This is a genomic window from Telluria sp. RB2R28, assembly GCF_059685835.1.
In genome coordinates this window covers 1-21627 of record NZ_JCASIK010000003.1, presented here as the reverse complement: position 1 = coordinate 21627, position 21627 = coordinate 1, and the positions used below count along the sequence as shown (strand labels likewise).

The window sequence follows — 21627 nt, the reverse complement described above, 5'->3', positions numbered from 1 at the left end:
GATCACGCCATGCCCGAACACGTCCTGACCCGCATCGCCAACCGTACCGGCATCATTACCCTCGACCGGCCCAAGGCGCTCAATTCGCTGTCGCTGGACATGGTGCGCGCACTGACCACGATCCTGCTCGACTGGCAGCTCGACGCCGCGGTCGATGCCGTCGTGATCACCAGCAGCAGTGAAAAAGCGCTGTGCGCCGGCGGCGATATCCGCTTCTTCCACGACGTCGGCAACGCCTCGCCGCAAGGCGGCAGCGCACTGCTCGAAGATTTCTTCACCGAAGAATACGCGCTCAACCACCTGATCCATTTTTATCCGAAACCGTATATCGCGCTGATGGACGGCGTGGTCATGGGCGGCGGCATGGGCATCGCGCAGGGTGGGCCCGATTGCGGCCTGCGCATCGTCACCGAGCGCACCAGGATGGCAATGCCAGAGGTGAATATCGGCCTGTTCCCCGATGTCGGCGGCAGCCATTTCCTGTCGCACGCGCCGGGGCAACTGGGGATGTTTCTGGGCTTGACCGGTTTGACGATCGGCGCGGCCGACGCACTGTACGTGGGCCTGGCCGACGTGTTCGTGCCGGGCGCAGACCTGGCGGCGTTGCACGCGCTGATCGAGGCGACGCCGGGCGCGAATCTGCCGGCGGCGATCCGCGCGTTCGCCATCCAGCATGCCGGCGAGAGTGAATTGCAGGCCAACCGTGCGCGCATCGATGCGCACTTTGGCGCGGACTCGGTGGCGGCGATCATGGCGTCGCTCGAGGGTGACGACACGCCGTTCGCGCAGAAGGCGTTGCGCGCGATGCGTCAGCGCTCACCGTTGATGATGTGCGTGACGCGCGAGCTGCTGCTGCGCGGCGCGTCGCTCGATGTCGCCGACTGTCTGCGCCTGGAGCGCTCGCTGGTGCGCCGCAACTTCGAGCATGGCGAAGTGCTCGAAGGCGTGCGCGCGCTCGTGATCGACAAGGACAATGCGCCGCAATGGAATCCGCCCTCGCTCGACCTCGTGACCGACGCGATGGTCGCGCACTTCTTCGCGCCGGTGTGGCCGGCGCACGCGCACCCGCTGCGCCATCTCGCGTAAGCCTCTTCATGCATATCCGTTTGCGCGTGACTTTTCGCGCAGGCGGTGCAAACATCGTGGCTTCATGAACCGATGAGGACCCCCGATGCGCATGACCGCCTTGCTGCTGTCGATGACCTTGTGCGGCAGCGTCGCCGCCCAGGCCTGGCAGCCTGACTTCAATGCGAGCACATTCAAGGGGCCGGCCTCCGGTCCTGCCAACGAGGTGCTGGTGCTGGGTTCGCCCCATCTGTCGCAATTGCCGAAAACCTTCCAGGCCGCCAGCCTGACGCTGCTGAACGAGCGCCTGGCCGCATGGAAGCCGCAGGCGATTGCGATCGAGGCGGTATCCGGGCCGCAGTGCGACTTCATGCGACGCTACCCTGCCCGCTACAAGGACTCGATCGATTCCTACTGCCGGGATACCGCGCCGGCCCGTCTGGCCACGGGGCTGGATGTCCCGGCAGCGACCGAGGCCGCCGAGGCCTTGCTGGCAACCTGGCTAGATGCGCCCACACCCGCGCAGCGCCGGCGCCTTGCGGCGCTGTTCCTGGCTGGCGGCGAGGAGGCATCGGCGCTGGTGCAGTGGCTGCGCCTGCCCGAGGCCGAGCGCCGCGCTGGCGACGGCCTGGACGCCGCACTGGTCGGTGTGCTCGTGAAGCTGGAAACCAGACGCGACGAAAGCCTGCTGATCGGTGCGCGCCTGGCGGCCCGGCTCGGGCACGAGCGCCTGTATGCGATGGACGACCATACCGCCGACAGCGCGTCTGAAGACCAGAAGGCGTTTGGCAATGCGCTGATGAAAGCGTGGGACAACCCTGCCACGAAGCAGCGCACGGCGGTGGACAAGGCGCAGGAGGACTTGCTGGCCAGTGCCGAGGGCGTGCTGGCGATGTACCGCGCCGACAATGCGCCTGGTCAGGGGGCTTTGGTCTACCACAGCGACTTCGGCGCGGCGCTCAACGAGCCGTCAGTGCAGCGCTTCGGCCGTCAGTACGTGGGTTACTGGGAAACGCGCAACCTGCGCATGGCGGCCAATATCCGGGACGTGCTGGGCATGCGGCCCGGTCAGCGCATGCTGGTCATCGTCGGTGCGTCGCACAAGGGATATCTCGAGTCGTATCTGCACCAGATGCATGATGTGCGGATTGTAAATGCGGCGTCGGTGCTGAAATAATGTGACGGTCGCAGTACCTTAAAAGCAGAACCAATCAATGGAAATTAGCCAGATTATTCCTGATGGGCCGCTGACCTACGTGTACTACACTGGTGGTAAGGTAATCGGTCCAATCTGACATGACGGCGACATTCGCATCAGGGATGCTGGTGTCACCGGCATTTCTTCTGTCATGTGCGGTTGATTGATACGCCACCATCCACCAAAAGGGTCGAGCCAGTGCTGAAGCTGGAGGCATCAGAAGCGAGATAGAGTGCCGAGCGGGCGATTTCCTCCGGCCGTGCAATGCGTTTGAGGGCGTGCAAGTCTTTTACAAAAGCCAGTGCCTCAGGCGTATTGGCGGTCGCTCGGCCCATCGGTGTATCGGTTCCCCCTGGGAGTAAAGCATTGGCGCGAATACCGTGCATGCCATATTCCACGGCGATGACCTGCATCAGGCCGATCAGTCCAGCTTTACTGGCAGCGTATGCCCCCATTCCTGGAAAACCCACGGTGCTTCCGACGAATGTCGACGTGAAAATGATCGAACCGCCGCCTCGTTTTATCATTGCGGGCAGTTGGTACTTCGCACCAAGAAAAGAGCCCGTCAAATTTGTATCGAGCGTAGCTTGCCAGGCGTCAGTCGGTATATCGGCCACTGGGGCGGTGTCCCCTGTCATACCAGCGTTGTTGAAAGCGATGTCGAGTCCGCCAAAGCGGCTTTCTGCCATCTCAACCAATGAGCGCGCAAGGCTCTCGTCCCTGATGTCCCCGGCAATGGCAACTGCCTCACCTCCATGGCGCTCGATTTCCGCGACCAGTTTGGCAAGTTCACCCTGGCGGCGAGCGGTGACGACCAGCTTCGCACCTTCGCTTGCGAATAGCTTGGCCGTTTCGTAGCCAATGCCTGAACTTGCGCCAGTGACGATTGCTACCTTCCCTGATAACTGCAGCATCGTAAATCCTTTGAAAGTATGGAGGAGATTCACAGCCTAGTCAGCTAACAGGTAATGATCTATTCGTTTATTGCTTTCAAATAATTTGATGATGCGGCCGCTAGTCGGCCACAAAGGGAGAAAGCACCACATCGAGGCAGCGCAGATTCACCGACGCCTGGTTCTGACGTCGAGCTAGGCCGCCCGATGCTTCGGCTGCTCGCGATGCCTGACAATCACCCGCTCGGTCGCGCCGAAGTGCGCGCCCAGGTGTTCGGCCATGTACACCGAACGATGCTGTCCACCCGTGCAGCCGACCGCCACCGTCAGGTAGCTGCGATTGTCGGTCTTGAATGACGGCAGCCACTTGGCGACGAAGTTCTGGATGTCGGACAGCATCTCGACGGCGCTCGGTTGTGCGTCGAGGAAGGCGATCACGGGCGCATCCTTGCCGGTGAGCGGACGCAGCGCCAGGTCGTAGTACGGATTCGGGATCGCGCGCACGTCGAACACGAAGTCGGCGTCGAGCGGCACGCCGACCTTGAAGGCGAACGATTCGAAGAACAGCGTCAGCGGTGCGTGGTCGATCTCGGCGAGTTCCTTGATCCAGCCGCGCAGCTTGTTCGACGACAGCTCGGACGTGTCGATCACGTGGCCCAGGTTCTCGATCGATGACAGGCGCTCGCGTTCTTCAGCGATGCACTCGATCAGGGTACGGCGTGAGGCCGGGTTTTCACCCGGACGCAGCTCGTGCGACAGCGGATGGCTGCGGCGGGTTTCGGAGAAACGCGCCACGAGCGAATGGGTGCTCGCGGTCAGGAACATGACCTTGACCGAGTGGCCGTCCTCGCGCAGGCGCCGCACGCTGACGGGCAGTTCGGCCAGCGATTCGGCGCTGCGCGCGTCGACCGCGACGGCGATCTTGCCGCCGCCGCTTTCGCTGACGGTATTGACGAGGGCTGTCAGCAGGGCCGGCGGCAGGTTGTCGACGCAGTAGTAACCGGCGTCTTCCAGGACATTCAGGGCCACGGATTTACCCGAGCCGGAAATTCCGGTAATGAGGACGATGTGCATAGACGCGATGATACCGCAAGCGCCGGTCAGCCGTACACCCGCGGGCCGCGGGCACCGGGTCAATCGGCGCTCATGGCCTGACGCTGGCGCTCCATGAATTCCTGCAGCGTGTCGATGCCGCGCAGTTGCAGGATCGTGTTGCGCACGGCTGCCTCGAGCAGCACGGCGATGTTGCGGCCGGCCGCCACCGGGATGACGACCTTGCGGATCGGCAGGCCCAGCACGTCTTCGGTCGGGAAATGGAAGGGCAGGCGCTCGACTTCTTCGTCCAGCGCGCCGCGCTTGACCAGGTGGACGATCAGCTTCAGGCGCATCTTGCGGCGCACCGCCGTCTCGCCGAAGATCGCCTTGATGTCCAGCAGGCCCAGGCCGCGCACCTCGAGCAGGTTTTGCAGCAGCGGCGGGCAGCGGCCCTCGATCATGTTCGGTGCGATGCGCGAGAATTCCACCGCATCGTCGGCCACCAGGCCGTGCGAACGCGAAATCAGTTCCAGGCCCAGTTCGCTCTTGCCCAGGCCGGATTCGCCGGTGATCAGCACGCCCACGCCCAGCACGTCCATGAACACGCCATGCATGATCACGCGCTGCGCCAGCTTTTTGGACAGGTACACGCGCAGGAAGTCGATCACCTGCGCTGCCGGCAGCGGCGTGGAAAACAGCGGGATGTTCTGCTCGTCGCAGATCGCGAGGATGTCGGGCGGTGTTTCGAGCCCCTGCGCGATGATCAGCGCAGGCGGGCCGCCGCCGATCAGTTCGCCAATCACGTGGGTACGCGAATTGGCTTTCAGGCGGTGGTAATAATTGAGTTCCTGGTGCCCGAAGACCTGGATGCGGCCTGGGTGGATCAGGTTCAGGTGGCCAACCTGGTCGGCGGCCGACGCGGCGTCGCCGGCGATCTGGCGTTCGCCGCCGGGAAAGCCCGCGAACCAGCCGAGCTGCAGGCTGTCGCGGTTATCGTCGTACAGCCGTTGAATGGTCAGCGGGGACTGCAGCATGGGCATCGTCTTCGTCACAAAAAAAGGCGCGCGACATGATTGCCGCGCGTTCGCAGTGACGTGAAGTTTAACCCAGAGCTTGCAGGCTGGGTTGCCAGTTGATAATACGCTCGTGGACGGCCTTCGGGTCGGCATCGGTTGCCAGCGCAGTGCGGATGGCTTCGTCCGAGAACAGCTCGGCGATTTCCGACAGGATCTCGAGGTGCTGCTGCGTGACGTGGTCCGGAATCAGCAGGAAGAACAGCAGGCTCACCGGCTGGCCATCGGGCGACTCGAACGGAATCGGTTCCTTCAGGCGCACGAACGCGGCCAGGGGCGCCTTCAGGCTCTTGCTGCCCTTGATGCGGCCATGCGGGACGGCCACGCCGTGGCCGAGGCCGGTGGAGCCGAGACGTTCGCGGGCGAACAGGTTGTCGGACACAATCGAACGGGCAATACCGCAATTGTTCTCGAAGATCAGGCCGGCTTGCTCGAAGGCGCGCTTTTTACTCGACACTTCAATGTCGAGCTGGACGTTTTCGAGCGAGAGGATTTTGCTTAAATTGGTCATAACATGGGGTGCGTGGCACAAGTGCGCGGCACAAGTGGCGTGCTTGCGAGCACGGATTATAGGCCTGTTTTATGCCCGGGACACTCGAAATCGCGAGCATCAGGGCAGTTGGCGGGACGGTCGCACGGTACCCGTCGAAACAGGGCAGCGGCGGCGTTGATTCATGTTAACGCCACCACGCAATTTTTTTAGCAAATCGCAGAACGCGACCAGTAAATACATGCTTGCGTTGAGATTGGCCGATTTTTGCACGCGATCTGCTCAAAAAACAAGCAGTTTCAGCAGCGCGTCATGCCTGTGCTTACTGACAGGCACGGCGCACGGCTGTCGCCAAAAACGTACAGGCGTGCAAGTCGCATCCTGTCAGAAACGCGATATTTACTGGCGCGCGCCACGCAGATTCGGTGGTTTGCCGGTGGAGAAGTTGGCGCGCCATGGGTTGATATCCAGGCCGCCGCGCCGCGTGTAGCGGGCGTACACGGCCAGTTTGGTCGGCTTGCACTGGCGCAGCACGTCCATGAAGATGCGCTCGACGCACTGCTCATGAAACTCGTTGTGTTCGCGAAAGCCAATCAGGTATTTCAGCAAGCCTTCCTGGTCGATCTGCGGGCCGACATAGCGGATCTGCACCGTGCCCCAGTCCGGCTGGCCCGTGACCAGGCAGTTCGACTTGAGCAGGTGCGACACCAGCGTTTCTTCGACTTGTCCGTTCTCATCGTCTGCGCTGAGCAGTTCCGGGGACGGCGAGTAGCCGTCGATCTCGACATCGAGGCGGTCCAGCAGCACGCCGTCGAGTTCGCCCATCTTGATCGCACCGAATGCTTCCGGGCTGGTCAGCGTGACGTGGACCGGCGCACCGAAGCCGTCCGACAGATCGTCGCGCAGCAGGGCCAGCAGGGCGTCCGGACCGGCCAGGCGGGTCTGGTTGAACGAGTTCAGGTAGAGCTTGAACGATTTCGACTCGACGATGTTCGGCGAATCGGCAGGTACCGTGATCGTCGCAATCGCCACCTGTGGCTTGCCGCGCATGTTCAGCCACGACAGTTCGTAGGCGTTCCAGATATCGACACCGAAGAACGGCATGGTGCCGGCATCCGCAAACAGGCCGAGCTCATCGCGCTTTTGCTGGCGCGCGATCGGGAACAGCAGCTCGGGCGCGTACAGGCTCTGGTAGGCGGAGGATTTGCCGAGGGGCGATTGGTCAGGTGTATTCATAGAAGTAGGAACCAGGTAGTCATGTCAGGCACGTAGGGTGGACGGGTTTCCCGTTCACGCGTTCACCCCGCCTTCATTTACCACGGAGCGTGGTGCGTATGAGCGCGTGGGCGGCATAGCCGCCCACCCTACGGGCATTGAGTCGGGTAGGGAGCTAGGCGCCCAAAAACAATTTATAGACGGGATTGCTGCTTTCGTCCCAGTAACGGTAACCGAGCGACGCCAGGAATTGCCGGAACTCGGCCATTTCAGTCGGCGGCACTTGCAGCCCCACGAGAATGCGGCCCACATCGCCGCCTTGGTTGCGGTAGTGAAACAGTGAGATGTTCCAGTTCGGCGCCATGCTGTCCAGGAAGCGCATCAGCGCGCCCGGCCGTTCAGGGAACTCGAAACGATACAGCAATTCATCGTGGGCCAGCGAACTTTTGCCGCCCACCAAGTGGCGGATATGCAGCTTGGCCAGCTCGTCGCCGGTCAGGTCGAGCGTCTTGTAGCCATGCTCTTCAAACGTGCGCGCCAGCAGTCCGGACTCGCTGCGGCTGCCCACCTGCACGCCGACGAACACATGTGCTTCGCTGGCATCGCTGATGCGGTAATTGAATTCAGTCACGTTGCGTGGCCCGACCAGGCCGCAGAAACTGCGGAAGCTACCGCGCTGCTCGGGCACGGTGACCGCGAACACGGCTTCGCGCGACTCGCCCAGCTCGGCGCGCTCGGCAACGAAGCGCAGGCGGTCGAAGTTCATGTTGGCGCCGCACGCCACGGCCACCAGCGTTTCACCCTTGACCGGCTCGCGGTCCATCTGCGAGCGTTCGATATACGCCTTGGCGCCGGCGATGGCCAGTGCGCCGGCCGGCTCGAGAATGCTGCGCGTGTCCTGGAACACGTCCTGGATCGCGGCGCAGATCGCGTCGGTGTCGACCAGAATGATCTCGTCGACCACCATCTGGGCGACGCGGAAGGTTTCTTCGCCCACCAGGCGCACCGCGGTGCCGTCGGAAAACAGGCCGACATCGTTCAGCGTGACGCGGTGCCCGGCCTTCAGGCTGCGCGCCATCGCGTCCGAATCGAGCGTCTGCACGCCGATGATCTTGATGTCAGGACGAATTTCCTTGACGTAGGCGCCGATGCCCGCGATCAGGCCGCCACCGCCGATGGCGACGAAGATCGCGTGTATCGGGCCGGAATGCTGGCGCAGGATTTCCATGCCGATCGTGCCCTGGCCGGCGATCACGTCCGGATCGTCGAACGGGTGCACGAAGGTCATGCGCTGTTCTTTTTCCAGCAGCAGGGCGTGGTTGTAGGCGTCGGTGTACGAGTCGCCGTGCAGCACGATCTCGACGCTGGCGCCGCCGCGCGCCTTGACGGCGTCGATCTTGACGCCCGGCGTGGTCGTGGGCATCACGATCAGCGCGCGGCAGCCGAGGCGGCAGGCCGACAGGGCCACGCCCTGGGCATGGTTGCCGGCCGAGGCGCAGATCACGCCGCGGGCGCGCTGCTCGGGCGTCAGGTTGGCCATCTTGTTGTAGGCGCCGCGCAGCTTGAAGCTGAACACGCTCTGCATGTCTTCGCGCTTGAAATAGATGCGGTTGCCCATGCGCGCGGACAGCGTGGGGGCCAGATCGAGGGGCGTTTGTTCGGCAACGTCATAGACGCGCGCGGTCAGGATTTTTTTGAGATAGTCGGTAGTCATGGTCGAAACACAAGGGTCAGGCCAATGCGGCTGGCGGGACGGACGACGCAAACTGTTCCGCTAGGGTGGGTGACCGTGGCGCGCAGTACGATCCGGCGCGCTGGGTGACAGGCGATCGTATCGTGTCGTGACGAAAGTTCCGGACCATTATAATGGACGCCTATTTCCCTCGCCTAAGCTCGCATGATCGAAACCGCTGTCCAATGGCTGCTTGACCTCGTTGCGGCGCCGACTGTCGGGCTGACCTCCGTCTTCATCATCAGTTTTATTTCCGCCACGCTGCTGCCGCTCGGTTCTGAGCCTGCCGTGTTTGCGGTAATCAAGGCCAATCCGGCGCTGTTCTGGCCCGCGATCCTCGTGGCCACCGTCGGCAATACGCTGGGCGGGGCGGTCGATTACTTCCTTGGCTACCGCGCCAAGGTGGCGTTTGCCAAAGAGCGCCAGAGCCGCTGGTTCGGCTGGCTCAAGCGCTACGGCGCCAAGACGATGCTGCTGTCGTGGCTGCCGGGCGTGGGCGATCCGCTGTGCACGCTGGCCGGCTGGCTGCACCTGCCGTTCTGGCCGAGCCTGATGTATATGGCGATCGGCAAGTTTGCGCGCTACCTCACCATGACGCTGGCGCTGCTGTACGTGCCGGACAGTTTCTGGAAATCGCTCGGCGACATGCTGACGCGGATTACGGGCTAGACTCGCTGCAAGTCCACCGTCGTGCCACCCAGGGAGTTTTGCCATGCTTGAACTGCGTCCCACCTGCGAACACTGCAACGTCGCGCTGCCACCGGCATCGGAACAGGCGCGCATCTGCTCGTACGAATGCACGTTCTGCGCCACCTGCGTCGATACCGTCTTGCTGAACGTATGCCCGAACTGCGGCGGCGGTTTCGTGCCGCGGCCGATCCGGCCCGCGCAGGATCGCAAGAATGGCAATTACCTGGCCAACGATCCGGCCGGCACGACCGTGAAACACCGCCCCATCGATCCGGCCGCGCACGCCGTGTTCGCCGCGCCGCTCCAGGACATCCCGCCGGCGCAGCGCTGACTGCCCGCGCCATCAATTCAAGGACTCCGGCATGACCGACCGCGTTCCCGTACCCCTCGCCAAAGCCTACCGCCTGATGAACCACGGGCCGACGGTCCTGGTGTCCAGTCGTCACGGCGACGCCGTCAATGTGATGGCGGCCGCCTGGTCGATGCCGCTCGATTTCGATCCGCCCAAGGTCGCGGTGGTGATCGACAAGAACACGCTCACCCGCAGCATGATCGAGGCGTCCGGCGAATTCGCGCTGAACGTGCCGTCGCGCGAGCTGGCGCGCCTGACCCTGCAAGTTGGCTCGACATCGGGGCGCGACGTCGACAAGTTTGCAGCCTTCGGCGCCAGCGCCTGGACCGGCGAGCAGGTCGGCGCGCCGCTGCTCGACGGCTGCCTGGCCTGGCTCGAGTGCCGCGTACTGCCCGAACCGCACATCCAGGACACGTACGACCTGTTCCTGGGCGAAGTCGTGGCGGCATGGGCGGATCCGGCGGTGTTTGCCGATGGGCACTGGAATATGGCGGCAGGTGGCAAGAAAAGCATTCACTACGTGGCTGGCGGGCATTTCTTTGAGACTGGCGATGCATTCGAGGTGCCGGACAGTCCAAGATAACGGTGCAAGCCGGGCCGGACGACGTATGCCATTCCCGGCGTCCGGCTTGATAAATACCGCGCGCCGGCGTATGCGGGTGAATAATGTTTGCATATACGACACAGCATGAATATTTTGTTGCGTCGCGCGCAACGGCGGATGGGGCCGCCCCAAGCGTGGTGCAACGCAATACGATAGAATGAACGTCCTTCGGGCCTGTCCGACTGTCGACGAGTATTCATGAACGCCCCCGCACACATCCATACCCTGCTAGCCGATAACGCGCCCGCGCGCCTGCGCGAGATTCCCTATAACTACACCTCGTTCTCGGACCGCGAAATCGTGATCCGGCTGCTCGGTGAGTCGTCGTGGGAGTTGCTGGGCAGCTTGCGCGGCGCCCGCCAGACCGGCCGCTCCGCGCGCATGCTGTACGAGGTGCTGGGCGACATCTGGGTCGTGCGGCGCAATCCGTACCTGCAGGACGACATGCTGGACAACCCGAAACGCCGGGCCAACCTGATCGAGGCGCTGCACCACCGCCTGGCCGAGGTCGACAAGCGCCGTACCACGGTCGACGCCCAGGATGACGGCGACCCGGCCGTGGTCGCAGCGCGCAGCAGCGCCGTCGAGCAGTTGCTGGCGGCCGCGCGCCGCGCGGTCGACGACTTCGGCCGCGAATTCTCCGAGACCTACGACCTGCGCAAGCGCGCCCTGAAGGTGCTGGGCGCGTACACCGACAAGCGCAATATCCGCTTCGACGGCATGCACCGCATCTCGCACGTGACCGACGCCACCGACTGGCGCGTCGAGTACCCGTTCCTGGTGCTGGTGCCGGACACCGAAGACGAGATGGCCGGCCTGGTCAAGGGCTGCATCGAGCTCGGGCTGACCATCATCCCGCGCGGCGGCGGCACCGGCTACACGGGCGGCGCGATTCCGCTCACGCCCATGTCGGCCGTGATCAATACCGAAAAGCTGATCGGCATCGGCGAAGTCGAAATGACCGCCATGCCGGGCCTGGACCGCGAGTACGCGACCATCCACACCTATGCGGGCGTGGTCACGCAGCGCGTGTCGCAGGCGGCCGAGAAGGCCGGCTTCGTGTTCGCGGTCGATCCGACGTCGGCGCACGCATCGTGCGTGGGCGGCAATATCGCGATGAACGCGGGCGGCAAGAAGGCCGTGTTGTGGGGCACCGCGCTCGACAACCTGGCTTCGTGGCGCATGGTCGACCCCAACGGCGACTGGCTCGATGTCACGCGCATTGCCCACAACCTGGGCAAGATTCACGATGCGCCGCAGGCCGAATTTTTGCTGGAGTGGACGCATCCGTCGGTCAAGGGCGCACCGAAAGGCGCGCCATTTCGCACCGAGACCTTGATCATCGACGGCAAGCGCTTTCGCAAGGAAGGCCTGGGCAAGGACGTCACCGATAAATTCCTCTCCGGCCTGCCGGGCATCCAGAAAGAGGGCACCGATGGCCTGATCACGTCGGGCCGCTGGATCCTGCACAAGATGCCGAAGTTCACGCGTACCGTGGCCCTCGAATTCTTCGGCCAGGCGCGCGACGCGATTCCGTCGATCGTCGAGATCACGAATTACCTCAACGGCTTGCCGAAGAACGGCGACCCGGCGTTTTCCACACTGCGCCTGGCGGGCCTGGAGCACCTGGACGAGCGCTATCTGCGCGCGGTCGGTTACGCCACCAAGTCCAAGCGCGGCGTGCTGCCGAAGATGGCGCTGTTCGGCGACATCGTCGGCGACGACGAAAACGCGGTGGCGCTGGCTGCCTCCGAAGTCGTGCGCATCGCGAATACCCGCGTGGGCGAAGGCTTTGTCGCCGTCAGCCCCGAAGCGCGCAAGAAGTTCTGGCTCGACCGGGCGCGCACGGCGGCGATTGCGCGCCACACCAACGCCTTCAAGATCAATGAAGACGTGGTCATTCCGCTGCCGCGCATGGGCGAATACACCGACGGCATCGAGCGCATCAACGTCGAGCTGTCGATCAAGAACAAGCTGCAGCTGGCCGACGGCCTGCGCGACTACCTGGCGAGCGACCATCTGCCGCTGGCCAAGAGCGACGATGCCAGCAGCGGCGAAGGCGTCGAGCGCGACGAGATCATGGGCGACCGCCCGCTGCAGGCGCGCGCGCTGGTCGACCTGGTGACCAAGCGCTGGAGCTTCATCCTGGCCAATCTGGATGCGCCGCTGGTCGACGTGCGCGAGGAGCTCGAATCGCTCGGGCTCGATCATCTGTCGGCCGCCTTCGATGCGCGCCTGGCGATCCAGCCCGATGCACGCCTGTTCGACCTGGTGCAGGACCACACGGTGCGCATCTCCTGGAAGCAGGAGCTACGTTCCCCGCTGCGCCAGATCTTCAACGGCAGCGCCTACACCTGCATCCTCGACGAGAGCACGGCGATCCACAAGCGCATCCTGCGTTCGCGCGTGTTCGTCGCGCTGCACATGCACGCCGGCGACGGCAACGTCCACACCAATCTGCCGGTGAACTCGGACGACTACGACATGCTGCAGGATGCGCACAAGGCGGTCGAGCGCATCATGAAGCTGGCGCGCTCGCTCGACGGCGTGATCTCGGGCGAACACGGGATCGGCATCACCAAGCTCGAATTCCTGAAGGACGAAGAAATCCAGGAATTCCGCGACTATAAAATCCGCGTCGATCCGGAAGGGCGCTTCAACAAGGGCAAGCTGCTCAATCTGGAAGGCGCCCACGCCGACCTGCGCAACGCCTACACGCCGTCGTTTGGCCTGATGGGCCACGAGTCGCTGATCATGCAGCAAAGCGATATCGGCGAGATCGCCCACAGCATCAAGGACTGTTTGCGCTGCGGCAAGTGCAAGCCCGTCTGCACGACGCACGTGCCACAGGCGAACCTGCTGTATTCGCCGCGCGACAAGATCCTGGCCACGTCGGCGCTGATCGAAGCGTTCCTGTACGAAGAGCAGACCCGCCGCGGCGTCTCGATCCGGCACTGGGAAGAGTTCGAGGACGTCTCGGACCACTGTACCGTGTGCCACAAGTGCGTCACGCCATGCCCGGTCAATATCGACTTCGGCGACGTGTCGATGAACATGCGTAACCTGCTGCGCAAGATGGACAAGCGCAGCTTCAAGCCGGCCAACCGCGCGGCGATGTTCTTCCTGAACGCCACCGATCCGACCACCATCAATGCCACGCGCAAGGTGATGGTCGACTTCGGCTTCAAGGCGCAGCGCTTCGGCAACCGCATGCTCAAGGGCTTTGCCAAGCCGCAGCTGGCCGCGCCTGCGCCGACGACCGGCAAGGCGCCCGTGCGCGAGCAGGTCATCCACTTCATCAACAAGAAGATGCCGGGAAACCTGCCCAAGAAAACGGCGCGCGCGCTGCTGGACATCGAAGACGACAAGATCGTCCCGATCATCCGCAACCCCAAGAAGACCAATGCCGACACCGAGGCCGTGTTCTACTTCCCGGGCTGCGGATCCGAGCGCCTGTTCTCGCAGGTGGGCCTGGCCACGCAGGCCATGCTGTGGGAAGTGGGCGTGCAGACCGTGCTGCCGCCGGGTTACCTGTGCTGCGGTTATCCGCAGCGCGGCGCCGGCCAGTTCGACAAGGCCGAGAAGATGGTGACGGACAACCGTGTGCTGTTCCACCGGATGGCCAACACGCTCAACTACCTCGACATCAAGACGGTGCTGGTCTCGTGCGGCACCTGCTACGACCAGCTGGCGACGTACCAGTTCGAGAAGATCTTCCCGGGCTGCCGCATCATGGACATCCATGAATACCTGCTCGAAAAAGGCGTCAAGCTCGAAGGCGTGAACGGCACCCGCTACATGTACCACGAGCCATGCCACACGCCGATGAAGCTGCAGGATTCGATCAAGACGGTCAACGCGCTGGTGTCGACGGTGGACAACGTGAAGATCGAGAAGAACGATCGCTGCTGCGGCGAGTCGGGCACGTTTGCCGTCTCGCGGCCGGACATCGCGACCCAGGTCCGCTCGCGCAAGGAAGGCGAGATGGTCAAGGGCGCCGACAAGCTGCGCGAAGATGGATTCAAGGGCGACGTCAAGATTCTCACCAGCTGCCCGTCGTGCCTGCAGGGCCTGAGCCGCTACAACGACGATTCGGGCACCACGGCCGACTACATCGTCGTCGAAATCGCCAAGCACCTGCTGGGCGAGAACTGGCTGCCCGAGTACGTCGCACGCGCCAATGCGGGCGGCATCGAGCGGGTGCTGGTATGACGGCGCTGCGCGAACCGGGTTGCGAGCTGTGCGACCTGTCGCTGCCCACTGCATGGGCCGGCGAGAAGTTCAGCGTCATCGTCGTCGACGACGCGAACTATCCCGGCTTTTGCCGCGTGATCTGGCACGACCATGTGCGCGAGATGAGCGACCTGTCGGCGGACGACCGCTTCTTGATCAACGACGCCGTGTTCCAGGTGGAGACGGCGGTGCGCGAGGTGATGCAGCCATTGAAGGTCAATGTGGCCAGCCTCGGCAACGTGGTCCCACACCTGCACTGGCACATCATCCCTCGCTTCGCCGACGATGCGCATTTCCCGGCGCCCGTGTGGGCGCAGGCGGTGCGCGCGACGGAACCTGCTATCCTCGCGGCGCGTCGTGCGCTGCACGACCAATTGGGCGCTGCCATCGCGCGCCGTTTTTCCTGATAAAGAGAGTGTCATGCCACATCCAACCGAATTGACTGTCCACCAGAAATCGCGCGTGCTCGACGTCGCCTACGACGACGGCAGCGCCTTTTCCCTCCCGTTCGAATATCTGCGCGTGTATTCGCCGTCGGCCGAAGTGAAGGGCCACGGCCCGGGCCAGGAAGTGCTGCAACTTGGCAAGCGCGAAGTCGGCATCGCCGACGTCGAGCAGGTCGGCAACTACGCGATCAAGCCGACCTTCTCGGACGGCCACGATACCGGCATCTTCAGCTGGGACTACCTGTATGAGCTGGGCCGCAGCCAGGAATCGCTGTGGAAGCAGTACGTGGCGCGCCTGCAGGCGGCTGGCTACGACGAAGAGAGCGGCCGCGCGCCGGTGACACAGTTCGCGGAAGTGGCGGCGGCAAAGTCGGGCGGCGGCGGCTGCGGCTCGGGTAGCTGCGGCTGCTGATTGCCAGCGCGGCGCACTCCTGGTACTGCAAACGGGGGCATGACTGTCTGGCAGTCGCAGGAAGCTGCCCCTTCAAGGCGCCCTACGCCACGCGCGTAACGTAGAGTATATAAAAGTAACATACTGTCGATAACAATTACGTTGCTGCAAAGATTTATTGCTAAGCAACTGTTTGTTATAGGTTTTTTCCGGTGGCATGGTTAATGCTAAATACTAAGTCTCAACCCACCGGAGACCTATCATGAATAAAGCCTTGGTTCCTTGCCTGGCATCGGTATTGCTGATGTCAGCTTCTGTGACACAAGCTGTAGAAATCACGTACGCCTCCGCAGTCGCGGCGGACGGGTCTGGCAAGACGAGTCTGCAAACAAAAAATGTGTTTGTAGAAACGTTCGATGCCCCCGGTGGCGGACCAACGATGGCAGCCAATATGGTTGCCGTCTCCACCGTATCGGGCGGCGGGTTGGGGTATGCGAAAGGTCACATGCCAAGCGTGTATGCAGCGCCAGCCAACGACAAGACGTATTTTGCTTACGGCCCGGGCGTTGGCAGCGGCGCGAGCACGTCAGAAGTCAATTTCAACTACACTGGCTTGCTGAACGCGCTCGGCAACGGCGCTACCCTGAACTACCTCGGCCTGTATTACGGATCGATCGATACTTACAATGATCTGATCTTCTACAACGCTGTCGGCGCTATCATCCAGACGGTGACGGGCGCATCGTTGATCACCATGTTCAACGGCGAGACGGGTAATCCGAATGCAGATAGCTCGAACATCTACGTCAATCTGTTCTTCAAGCCCGAAGAAGAGTTCACGTCGTTCAGTTTCCGAACCCGCGGCCGCGCGTTCGAGTTCGATAACCTGGTGGTTGGCTATGATGTCGAGCCGGTTCCCGAACCGGCCTCGCTCGCATTGCTCGGTCTCGGCCTGGCCGGCCTCTGCCTGGCACGTCGTCGCATCGGTAAATAACCCGACCGATGCCAGATCAAGAAACCTCCTTCGCGGGAGGTTTTTTTTTGGCGCAGTCAGCATTATCTGTTGATGACGCTGATAGCAATGCGGAGCAACTGCTCTGGCGAAATGATCCGCTGGCCATCCAGCGCCCAGCGCCAGCCCAGGTAATTGGGCAGGTAGCGCGACGCCACGCCATGAAAGCCCTGTAACCAGGCCTTGAAGCGGTGGTGGTAAGCGTTCACGTTCTGCACATGGATGGCAAGGCTACCCAGACGCCTCACACGCACCCCGGCGCGCAGGTTGACCGCCTCGTGCGCGATCCTGTGCTTGCGTGCAAAGGCACGGTAAGCTGGATGACCGTCACTGACCAACAAGGCCTGCCTGTCCAGCCTGGGCAGCAAGTCACGCTCGAGTTGCGCAGCCTTGAGCACACCGCGCCCGGTGACGGCATCGACCGTGCGTCCTTCGCGGTCGCGCGCGACCAGGATGCAGTCGAGTTCGCTGGAAATGCCCCGTTTGACCGCATGGCCGCCACGGTGGCGCGGTGGCCGATCGAGCGTGCGCGAACCTTTTTGTGATTCGAGCAGGAATGTTTCGTCAGCCTCGACGATGCCATTAAGGACTGCGGGCCGGTCGAGCTTGACCCAATGCAGGAAGCGGTGGCGCCAGCGAAAGGCCGTGTTGCGGTGTACGCCGACGCGGTCTGCCGCCTTGCGCACGGGCAGTGAATCGAGCATCACCTGCGAATAGGCGAGCCATTTGGCCTTGAGCCTGAGCCGTGCCAGCGGCGTGCCGGTCAGATCGTTGAAGGTGCGGCTGCAGGAACAGCAGCGGTAGCGCTGCAAATCGTTGGCGAACCCGTGCCGGTAGCAGCGCTCGTTGCCGCATCTGGGGCAGCAGCGGCCTGGTGCTCTGACCTCACTGATGAGCGCGACCACCTGAGCCAGCCCGGCTGCAGGATGCAGGGCATCGAGCACCTGCCGGCGCTGGGGTTGGTTCAGCGAAGGCAGTTTTGCAAACCAGCCCTTGAAACGTGGCGCTTTCATGATCGACTCCTGACGCTGCGGACAGGGGTTGGACCACTGGACTGCTCGTCAGTTCAAAGCGAGTCTCTATTTAACGTTGACTGCGCCCAAAACAGTCGCCACAAAGACAAAGAGCACATCCGAAGATGTGCTCTTTTGCGTTGCTTGCCCGCCGTAGCGGGCCAGCGGACCTTAAGCTTGCGGCTGGATGTTCGAAGCCTGCTTGCCTTTAGGACCGGTGGTGACGTCGAACGTCACGCGCTGGTTTTCTTGCAGCGACTTGAAGCCGTTGGCGTTGATCGCCGAGAAGTGCGCGAACAGATCTTCGCCGCCGCCGTCAGGCGTGATGAAACCGAAACCTTTTGCGTCATTGAACCACTTAACAATGCCAGTCGCCATTTTTATTCCCTCAAAAATTAATTTTACGTTGATGCCCTGTTTGCGTACCTAGGACAAAAACCAGGGTGACGCCTTACATTGCGAATCTGATTATAGGGCAAACTCTTAAAACGGAAGCAAGATTTTTCAATCGTCTCCGTATTTACCACAAGTCATCCCCCCTGCATGACCGATTTCAAGAATAAATTTCTGCTCAGAAAGTCATTGGCAAACGCAGTGTCAGCGTCACGTCCGGCGTGTCCCGCGTGACACCAGCACCGACGGCGATGTTGAGCGAACGTTTCGGACTCAGGCGGTAGGAGTAGCCCAGCAGCAGGGTACCCAGCTGCGTACGCACCGAGCCGATCGAGGTCGCGCCGTTCTGGCGCATGCGCCCGATCGTGCTGTGGTCGTAGCCCAGGCTCAGCGACGCCTTGTCGTTGAGCGCCAGGCCCATCCCGAAGTTAAAGCCCAGCACGGCGCCCGGTTGCAGCGAGCCGAGTGGTTCGCGCTCGCCATTGCGTACCAGACGCGTCACGTCGTCGCGCTTGAAGTTGTGCACGTAGCTCAGGTTGCCGAAGAAGACGGCCGGATCGGATGGATACAGCCAGGTCAGCGTCGCTTGCAGCGAGTGGAAGCCCGAGCCGGTGGGCAGGTCCAGCGGCAGGCCGGTACCGGTGACGTTTTCGCCGATGCAGCGGCGCTCGCAATCGGTGACCACTTCGAACGGATCGCGGCCGGTGCGGCTCTTGTAGCGCAGGCCGGCAATGTAATAGCCCTTGTCGGCGCCGCCGTTATTGAGCTGGTAGCGGCCGGCGACTTCGACGTCGCCCATGCCCTTGCCGGTCGTATCGAACACGCGCTCGACCGCCGTGCCGGTGAAGATTTCCCGGCTGACGGTGGCGTCGGAGCGGTACACATACGGTAGCTTGACCTCGACTTCCATCCGGTTGCTGATGCCGGTGCGGCCGGTAATCGCGGTGGTGAAGGTATTGCGTTTGATTTCACGCACGTCCACCAGGCCGATCAGCAGGGCCGGAATCACCGTGTAGCCGACCAGCGCCACGCGGTTACTCGACGAGTAGCCGTACTGCATCGACGGCTCGAGCACATAGGTCCCGGGCGCCGTGAGCACGCCCGGCTGGTCGCCGATCGGTGCGACTTCCGGCGGCCGGTTCGGCTGCTGGCGGCTGGTGTTTTGCGCCTGCGCCGGCGCGGGCGGCTGGGCCGGTGCAGGGGCGGGTACGCCGGGCTGGTCAGGGCGCTGCTGGGGTGGCAACGGCGCCGGCACGCCTGTTACCGCGGGCGGCAATACGGGTGGCTCGGCGACCGGCGCCTGGCCACTCATCGACCCGCCCGTGCCGCGCTGCTGCGACAGCAGTACGCCATTGGCCGGCGTTCCCATGCGCTGCAATTGCTCGCGCTGCGCCTGGACTTCCAGCAGCAGGCGATTGACCAGCGCGCGTTGCTGCGCCAGTTCGTCCTTCAATTGCGACAGTTCGGTATGGGATGGCTGTGCGCCATTGTTCGACAGGGGGACACCTTGTTGAGCGAGTGCAGGCGGCGCCAGAAGGGCCGCCGCCAGGCCCGCAGCGCCGAGCCGCGCGACGTGTGGATACATCCAGATTCTCCAGAGTTATTGTTGGTGGTGTTGAACATTCATAGCCCGCCCGGGGAACGCACGACGGCGTCACGGATCGTCGACTGGAAATTGATGTCCTTGATCAGCGACATGCTGTTGACGGTCGATGAAATGGTGGTCGCCGTACGGATATCCTGGCCGCTGAGCGTGTTCTGGACCAGCGTCGCACCGTTGGGCAGGTTGAGGTCGGCAGCGGCATAGTTGTTGCCGCCGATCTGGATCATTCGCGCTGCGCCCAGCGCGTCCTGGGTCAGGCGCGCCTGCTCGGCCGTCATGGCCGCCAGGTCGGGGATCGCAATATTCGTGCGCGCCATGATTTCGCCGTTGACCGACACGACGCGCTCGATGCCAAGCGACAGCGACAGGCCGCCAGCCACCTCGAAGCCGCCACGGGCGGCGTCCAGCGTGGTGGCGGCCACCGGCTTGCCAAGCACCGGTACGACGGGCTCGGTGGCCTGGGCGAGCGGCAGGGCGCCCATAAACAGGCTCAGCAGGCCCAGCAAAGCGGTGTGCAAAGGGAAGGGTGGAAGGCGCATGGTGGGTCCCCGTTAAAAATCGCCCGGCCCGAACTTGGGCAGAGTCGCGCTGAGCTGGTCCTGGTGCATGCCGGTGCCCAGCGGCGCACGCGGCGCGCCGCGCCAGTCTTCCGGTGTATTGAAGGCAACCTGGTCCTTGTGGCTGTGGATCACGAACAGAATCTTGTTGCGCCAGATTTCCTGGAACCGCGCCATGCTCACGACGCGGTTGCCGGTGGACGGGTCGCCAATCAGGATGCGGCCGTCTTCGGCGCCCTTGATGACCACGAAATGGTTGAAGCCACGGTCGGTGATCAGGACAATGGCCGGCAATTTTTCGGCGATCAGTTTTTCAATGGGCAGCTTGAAGCCGTCGGCGCGAAAGCCCCGCGTGGCGAGAAAGCGCTGCATGTCGAGCAGCGAAAAACCTTCTTTGTGAATCTTGGCCTGGTCGCCGCTGGCATACATCTGCTGGAACACGTCCTGTTCGGGCGTGGGCGTCTGATAGTGGTGCGACAGCAAGGTGGCCAGCGCGGCGGCGCCGCAGCTGTAGTCGTATTGCTGGCGCAGCGTGCGCTGGAATTTGATGTCCTTGAGACTGGTCACCGGCACGTTGACGCGCCCGACGCCGGCGAGGTCAAGTGCATTCGCACTCCGGGGCGCCAGCACGGCGCCGCAGAGTGCGAGCAGCAGCAGCAAGTGAGGACCGGGTGCCATGCTCATTGCAATTGCAGGTTGATGACGGTCGCGTTCTGGATCAGGACGTTCGCGCCGGAATTCTGGATCACGACTGGCAAGCCCGACGAGTTGGCGAACGAGCCGCCGCTGATCACGTTCATGCCGGTGGTCACGTTGGTAGCCGTGTTGTTGCCGACCGTGCCGCCCAGCGTCGCTTCGGTGGTGATGATGTCGGTGCCGCCGCGCAGGTCGCCCAGGACAGCGGCGTCGGTGGTCTTGCCCCAGCCGCTCGCGAGATCGTCGCCGGGGGCCGGCGCCACGTTCACGGTCGACAAAAAGCGCACGACCACCGGCAATCTGGCCGGCTCGTTGATCTGGGCTGCCGCTGGCAGAGCAGCGCCTGCCGTCAGCAAGAGAAATCCAATCTGGTGTAGTTGTTTCATGATGCCTCGCTCGAAAGGGCCGCCATGCGCGCAAAGCGCCGCATGGCGGGAGTGCAGGGCGCGCAGCGTGAGCGCTGCTTGTCCTGCACCCGTTACCTGATCACTGGCCTGCGCCGCCGACGTTCATGTTCGACTGCACGTTGACGCTTTGCTGGATCAGCGAGGAGAAGCCGTTGTTCTGGCTGATGATCGAGATGCCGGCTGCCGACTGGGCGATGTTGTTCATCGAGTTCGACATGTCGAACGAGCCCGAGCTGACGTTGTTGGTGCCGCCATTGCCGCCCATGCCGGCGCCGCCGAAGCCGCCGGTGCCTGCACCGGCCGTCATTTCGCCGCCCGAGCCGCCTGCGCCGGAGGTGGTCGCACCGCCTGCGCCGCCGCTGCCGCCAGCACCCGAGCTTGCATCACCCGAGGTGGCCGAGCCGCCCGTGGCCGAACCGCCCGTGGCCGCGCCGCCCGCACCGCTGGCGCCGCTGGTCGCGCTGCCGGCCGAGCAGGAGCCACCGGTCGGGGGCGATCCGCCGGTGGCGCCGCCTGCAGCTCCCGGAGC

Annotated in this window: 21 protein-coding genes and 1 pseudogene; 9 read left to right on the top strand and 13 right to left on the bottom strand. The window is 63.2% G+C overall.

Annotated features, from left to right (window positions below; translation table 11 throughout):
• Nucleotides 1–9: 9 nt before the first annotated feature.
• Together AC56LV_RS12360 and AC56LV_RS12355 are read left to right on the top strand one after the other, a co-directional pair.
• Nucleotides 10–1086 (top strand): enoyl-CoA hydratase/isomerase family protein, encoded by a 1077-nt coding sequence (locus AC56LV_RS12360; RefSeq protein ID WP_499558044.1) that lies wholly within the window; start codon nucleotides 10–12, stop codon nucleotides 1084–1086.
• An 85-nt stretch (nucleotides 1087–1171) separates the two neighbouring features.
• Nucleotides 1172–2242, top strand: coding sequence for a DUF5694 domain-containing protein (locus tag AC56LV_RS12355; RefSeq protein WP_499558042.1), 1071 nt, complete (start codon nucleotides 1172–1174; stop codon nucleotides 2240–2242).
• Between the two features lie 170 nt (nucleotides 2243–2412).
• On the opposite strand, the gene AC56LV_RS12350 is transcribed toward AC56LV_RS12355, so the two are convergent.
• The 6 genes from AC56LV_RS12350 to ilvA form a co-directional block, all read right to left on the bottom strand.
• On the bottom strand, nucleotides 2413–3177 hold the full coding sequence (locus tag AC56LV_RS12350; RefSeq protein ID WP_499558040.1) for an SDR family oxidoreductase: 765 nt from the start codon (nucleotides 3175–3177) through the stop codon (nucleotides 2413–2415).
• A 174-nt stretch (nucleotides 3178–3351) separates the two neighbouring features.
• Nucleotides 3352–4230 (bottom strand): RNase adapter RapZ, encoded by an 879-nt coding sequence (gene rapZ / locus AC56LV_RS12345; RefSeq protein ID WP_499558038.1) that lies wholly within the window; start codon nucleotides 4228–4230, stop codon nucleotides 3352–3354.
• A 59-nt stretch (nucleotides 4231–4289) separates the two neighbouring features.
• The gene (gene hprK, locus AC56LV_RS12340; RefSeq protein WP_183554122.1) at nucleotides 4290–5225 is read right to left on the bottom strand and encodes an HPr(Ser) kinase/phosphatase; all 936 of its coding nucleotides are present in this window, start codon (nucleotides 5223–5225) and stop codon (nucleotides 4290–4292) included.
• Nucleotides 5226–5292: 67 nt separating this feature from the next.
• Nucleotides 5293–5775 (bottom strand): PTS sugar transporter subunit IIA, encoded by a 483-nt coding sequence (locus AC56LV_RS12335; protein WP_183554119.1) that lies wholly within the window; start codon nucleotides 5773–5775, stop codon nucleotides 5293–5295.
• A 378-nt stretch (nucleotides 5776–6153) separates the two neighbouring features.
• Nucleotides 6154–6990, bottom strand: coding sequence for an NADPH-dependent 7-cyano-7-deazaguanine reductase QueF (gene queF, locus AC56LV_RS12330; RefSeq protein WP_499558036.1), 837 nt, complete (start codon nucleotides 6988–6990; stop codon nucleotides 6154–6156).
• 154 nt (nucleotides 6991–7144) lie between these two features.
• Nucleotides 7145–8683: a threonine ammonia-lyase, biosynthetic gene (gene ilvA / locus AC56LV_RS12325; RefSeq protein ID WP_499456489.1), complete on the bottom strand. Its 1539-nt coding sequence runs from the start codon at nucleotides 8681–8683 to the stop codon at nucleotides 7145–7147.
• Nucleotides 8684–8866: 183 nt separating this feature from the next.
• Here ilvA and AC56LV_RS12320 point away from each other — a divergent pair, with 183 nt between their 5' ends.
• The 7 genes from AC56LV_RS12320 to AC56LV_RS12290 all read left to right on the top strand — a co-directional run bounded on the left by AC56LV_RS12320 (nucleotide 8867) and on the right by AC56LV_RS12290 (nucleotide 16411).
• Nucleotides 8867–9370 carry a YqaA family protein gene (locus AC56LV_RS12320; RefSeq protein WP_499558034.1) on the top strand — a complete coding sequence of 168 codons (504 nt, stop codon included), beginning with the start codon at nucleotides 8867–8869 and terminating at the stop codon, nucleotides 9368–9370.
• Nucleotides 9371–9413: 43 nt separating this feature from the next.
• The gene (locus AC56LV_RS12315; RefSeq protein WP_499558032.1) at nucleotides 9414–9722 is read left to right on the top strand and encodes a DUF1272 domain-containing protein; all 309 of its coding nucleotides are present in this window, start codon (nucleotides 9414–9416) and stop codon (nucleotides 9720–9722) included.
• Between the two features lie 31 nt (nucleotides 9723–9753).
• Nucleotides 9754–10326 (top strand): flavin reductase family protein, encoded by a 573-nt coding sequence (locus AC56LV_RS12310; protein ID WP_499558030.1) that lies wholly within the window; start codon nucleotides 9754–9756, stop codon nucleotides 10324–10326.
• A gap of 219 nt (nucleotides 10327–10545) precedes the next feature.
• Nucleotides 10546–14559 carry a DUF3683 domain-containing protein gene (locus AC56LV_RS12305; RefSeq protein WP_499558028.1) on the top strand — a complete coding sequence of 1338 codons (4014 nt, stop codon included), beginning with the start codon at nucleotides 10546–10548 and terminating at the stop codon, nucleotides 14557–14559.
• Nucleotides 14556–14987, top strand: a complete 432-nt coding sequence (locus tag AC56LV_RS12300; protein WP_499558026.1) for an HIT family protein — start codon at nucleotides 14556–14558, stop codon at nucleotides 14985–14987. Before AC56LV_RS12305 ends, AC56LV_RS12300 begins: the two co-directional genes overlap by 4 nt.
• A gap of 13 nt (nucleotides 14988–15000) precedes the next feature.
• Entirely contained in the window at nucleotides 15001–15438 is a 438-nt protein-coding gene (locus AC56LV_RS12295; RefSeq protein WP_499558024.1) for a gamma-butyrobetaine hydroxylase family protein, read from the top strand.
• Nucleotides 15439–15679: 241 nt separating this feature from the next.
• Complete coding sequence (locus AC56LV_RS12290) at nucleotides 15680–16411, top strand: Npun_F0296 family exosortase-dependent surface protein (protein WP_499558022.1); 732 nt, start codon at nucleotides 15680–15682, stop codon at nucleotides 16409–16411.
• Nucleotides 16412–16473: 62 nt separating this feature from the next.
• On the opposite strand, the gene AC56LV_RS12285 is transcribed toward AC56LV_RS12290, so the two are convergent.
• From AC56LV_RS12285 to AC56LV_RS12255, 7 genes and pseudogenes are all read right to left on the bottom strand, one after another.
• On the bottom strand, nucleotides 16474–17442 hold the full coding sequence (locus AC56LV_RS12285) for an IS1595 family transposase (RefSeq protein ID WP_499558020.1): 969 nt from the start codon (nucleotides 17440–17442) through the stop codon (nucleotides 16474–16476).
• A 171-nt stretch (nucleotides 17443–17613) separates the two neighbouring features.
• Nucleotides 17614–17820: a cold-shock protein gene (locus AC56LV_RS12280; protein WP_183554103.1), complete on the bottom strand. Its 207-nt coding sequence runs from the start codon at nucleotides 17818–17820 to the stop codon at nucleotides 17614–17616.
• A gap of 193 nt (nucleotides 17821–18013) precedes the next feature.
• Nucleotides 18014–19420, bottom strand: a complete 1407-nt coding sequence (locus tag AC56LV_RS12275; protein WP_499558018.1) for a hypothetical protein — start codon at nucleotides 19418–19420, stop codon at nucleotides 18014–18016.
• 38 nt (nucleotides 19421–19458) lie between these two features.
• The gene (locus tag AC56LV_RS12270; RefSeq protein ID WP_499558016.1) at nucleotides 19459–19977 is read right to left on the bottom strand and encodes a hypothetical protein; all 519 of its coding nucleotides are present in this window, start codon (nucleotides 19975–19977) and stop codon (nucleotides 19459–19461) included.
• Between the two features lie 12 nt (nucleotides 19978–19989).
• Nucleotides 19990–20679: a C39 family peptidase gene (locus AC56LV_RS12265; protein ID WP_499558014.1), complete on the bottom strand. Its 690-nt coding sequence runs from the start codon at nucleotides 20677–20679 to the stop codon at nucleotides 19990–19992.
• Nucleotides 20676–21077: a hypothetical protein gene (locus AC56LV_RS12260; RefSeq protein ID WP_499558012.1), complete on the bottom strand. Its 402-nt coding sequence runs from the start codon at nucleotides 21075–21077 to the stop codon at nucleotides 20676–20678. Before AC56LV_RS12260 ends, AC56LV_RS12265 begins: the two co-directional genes overlap by 4 nt.
• A 100-nt stretch (nucleotides 21078–21177) precedes the next feature.
• Nucleotides 21178–21627 (bottom strand): annotated as a pseudogene (locus tag AC56LV_RS12255) (hypothetical protein); the annotation flags it as partial.

Bases quoted from the DNA above. Each gene is read 5' to 3' on its own strand.
- AC56LV_RS12310 (WP_499558030.1), top strand. From the start codon at position 9,754: ATGACCGACCGCGTTCCCGTACCCCTCGCCAAAGCCTACCGCCTGATG.
- AC56LV_RS12275 (WP_499558018.1), bottom strand. From the start codon at position 19,420: ATGTATCCACACGTCGCGCGGCTCGGCGCTGCGGGCCTGGCGGCGGCC.
- AC56LV_RS12280 (WP_183554103.1), bottom strand. From the start codon at position 17,820: ATGGCGACTGGCATTGTTAAGTGGTTCAATGACGCAAAAGGTTTCGGT.
- rapZ (WP_499558038.1), bottom strand. From the start codon at position 4,230: ATGCACATCGTCCTCATTACCGGAATTTCCGGCTCGGGTAAATCCGTG.
- AC56LV_RS12295 (WP_499558024.1), top strand. From the start codon at position 15,001: ATGCCACATCCAACCGAATTGACTGTCCACCAGAAATCGCGCGTGCTC.
- AC56LV_RS12270 (WP_499558016.1), bottom strand. From the start codon at position 19,977: ATGCGCCTTCCACCCTTCCCTTTGCACACCGCTTTGCTGGGCCTGCTG.
- AC56LV_RS12305 (WP_499558028.1), top strand. From the start codon at position 10,546: ATGAACGCCCCCGCACACATCCATACCCTGCTAGCCGATAACGCGCCC.
- hprK (WP_183554122.1), bottom strand. From the start codon at position 5,225: ATGCTGCAGTCCCCGCTGACCATTCAACGGCTGTACGACGATAACCGC.
- AC56LV_RS12315 (WP_499558032.1), top strand. From the start codon at position 9,414: ATGCTTGAACTGCGTCCCACCTGCGAACACTGCAACGTCGCGCTGCCA.
- AC56LV_RS12350 (WP_499558040.1), bottom strand. From the start codon at position 3,177: ATGCTGCAGTTATCAGGGAAGGTAGCAATCGTCACTGGCGCAAGTTCA.
- ilvA (WP_499456489.1), bottom strand. From the start codon at position 8,683: ATGACTACCGACTATCTCAAAAAAATCCTGACCGCGCGCGTCTATGAC.
- queF (WP_499558036.1), bottom strand. From the start codon at position 6,990: ATGAATACACCTGACCAATCGCCCCTCGGCAAATCCTCCGCCTACCAG.
- AC56LV_RS12265 (WP_499558014.1), bottom strand. From the start codon at position 20,679: ATGAGCATGGCACCCGGTCCTCACTTGCTGCTGCTGCTCGCACTCTGC.
- AC56LV_RS12360 (WP_499558044.1), top strand. From the start codon at position 10: ATGCCCGAACACGTCCTGACCCGCATCGCCAACCGTACCGGCATCATT.
- AC56LV_RS12290 (WP_499558022.1), top strand. From the start codon at position 15,680: ATGAATAAAGCCTTGGTTCCTTGCCTGGCATCGGTATTGCTGATGTCA.
- AC56LV_RS12320 (WP_499558034.1), top strand. From the start codon at position 8,867: ATGATCGAAACCGCTGTCCAATGGCTGCTTGACCTCGTTGCGGCGCCG.
- AC56LV_RS12285 (WP_499558020.1), bottom strand. From the start codon at position 17,442: ATGAAAGCGCCACGTTTCAAGGGCTGGTTTGCAAAACTGCCTTCGCTG.
- AC56LV_RS12300 (WP_499558026.1), top strand. From the start codon at position 14,556: ATGACGGCGCTGCGCGAACCGGGTTGCGAGCTGTGCGACCTGTCGCTG.
- AC56LV_RS12355 (WP_499558042.1), top strand. From the start codon at position 1,172: ATGCGCATGACCGCCTTGCTGCTGTCGATGACCTTGTGCGGCAGCGTC.
- AC56LV_RS12335 (WP_183554119.1), bottom strand. From the start codon at position 5,775: ATGACCAATTTAAGCAAAATCCTCTCGCTCGAAAACGTCCAGCTCGAC.
- AC56LV_RS12260 (WP_499558012.1), bottom strand. From the start codon at position 21,077: ATGAAACAACTACACCAGATTGGATTTCTCTTGCTGACGGCAGGCGCT.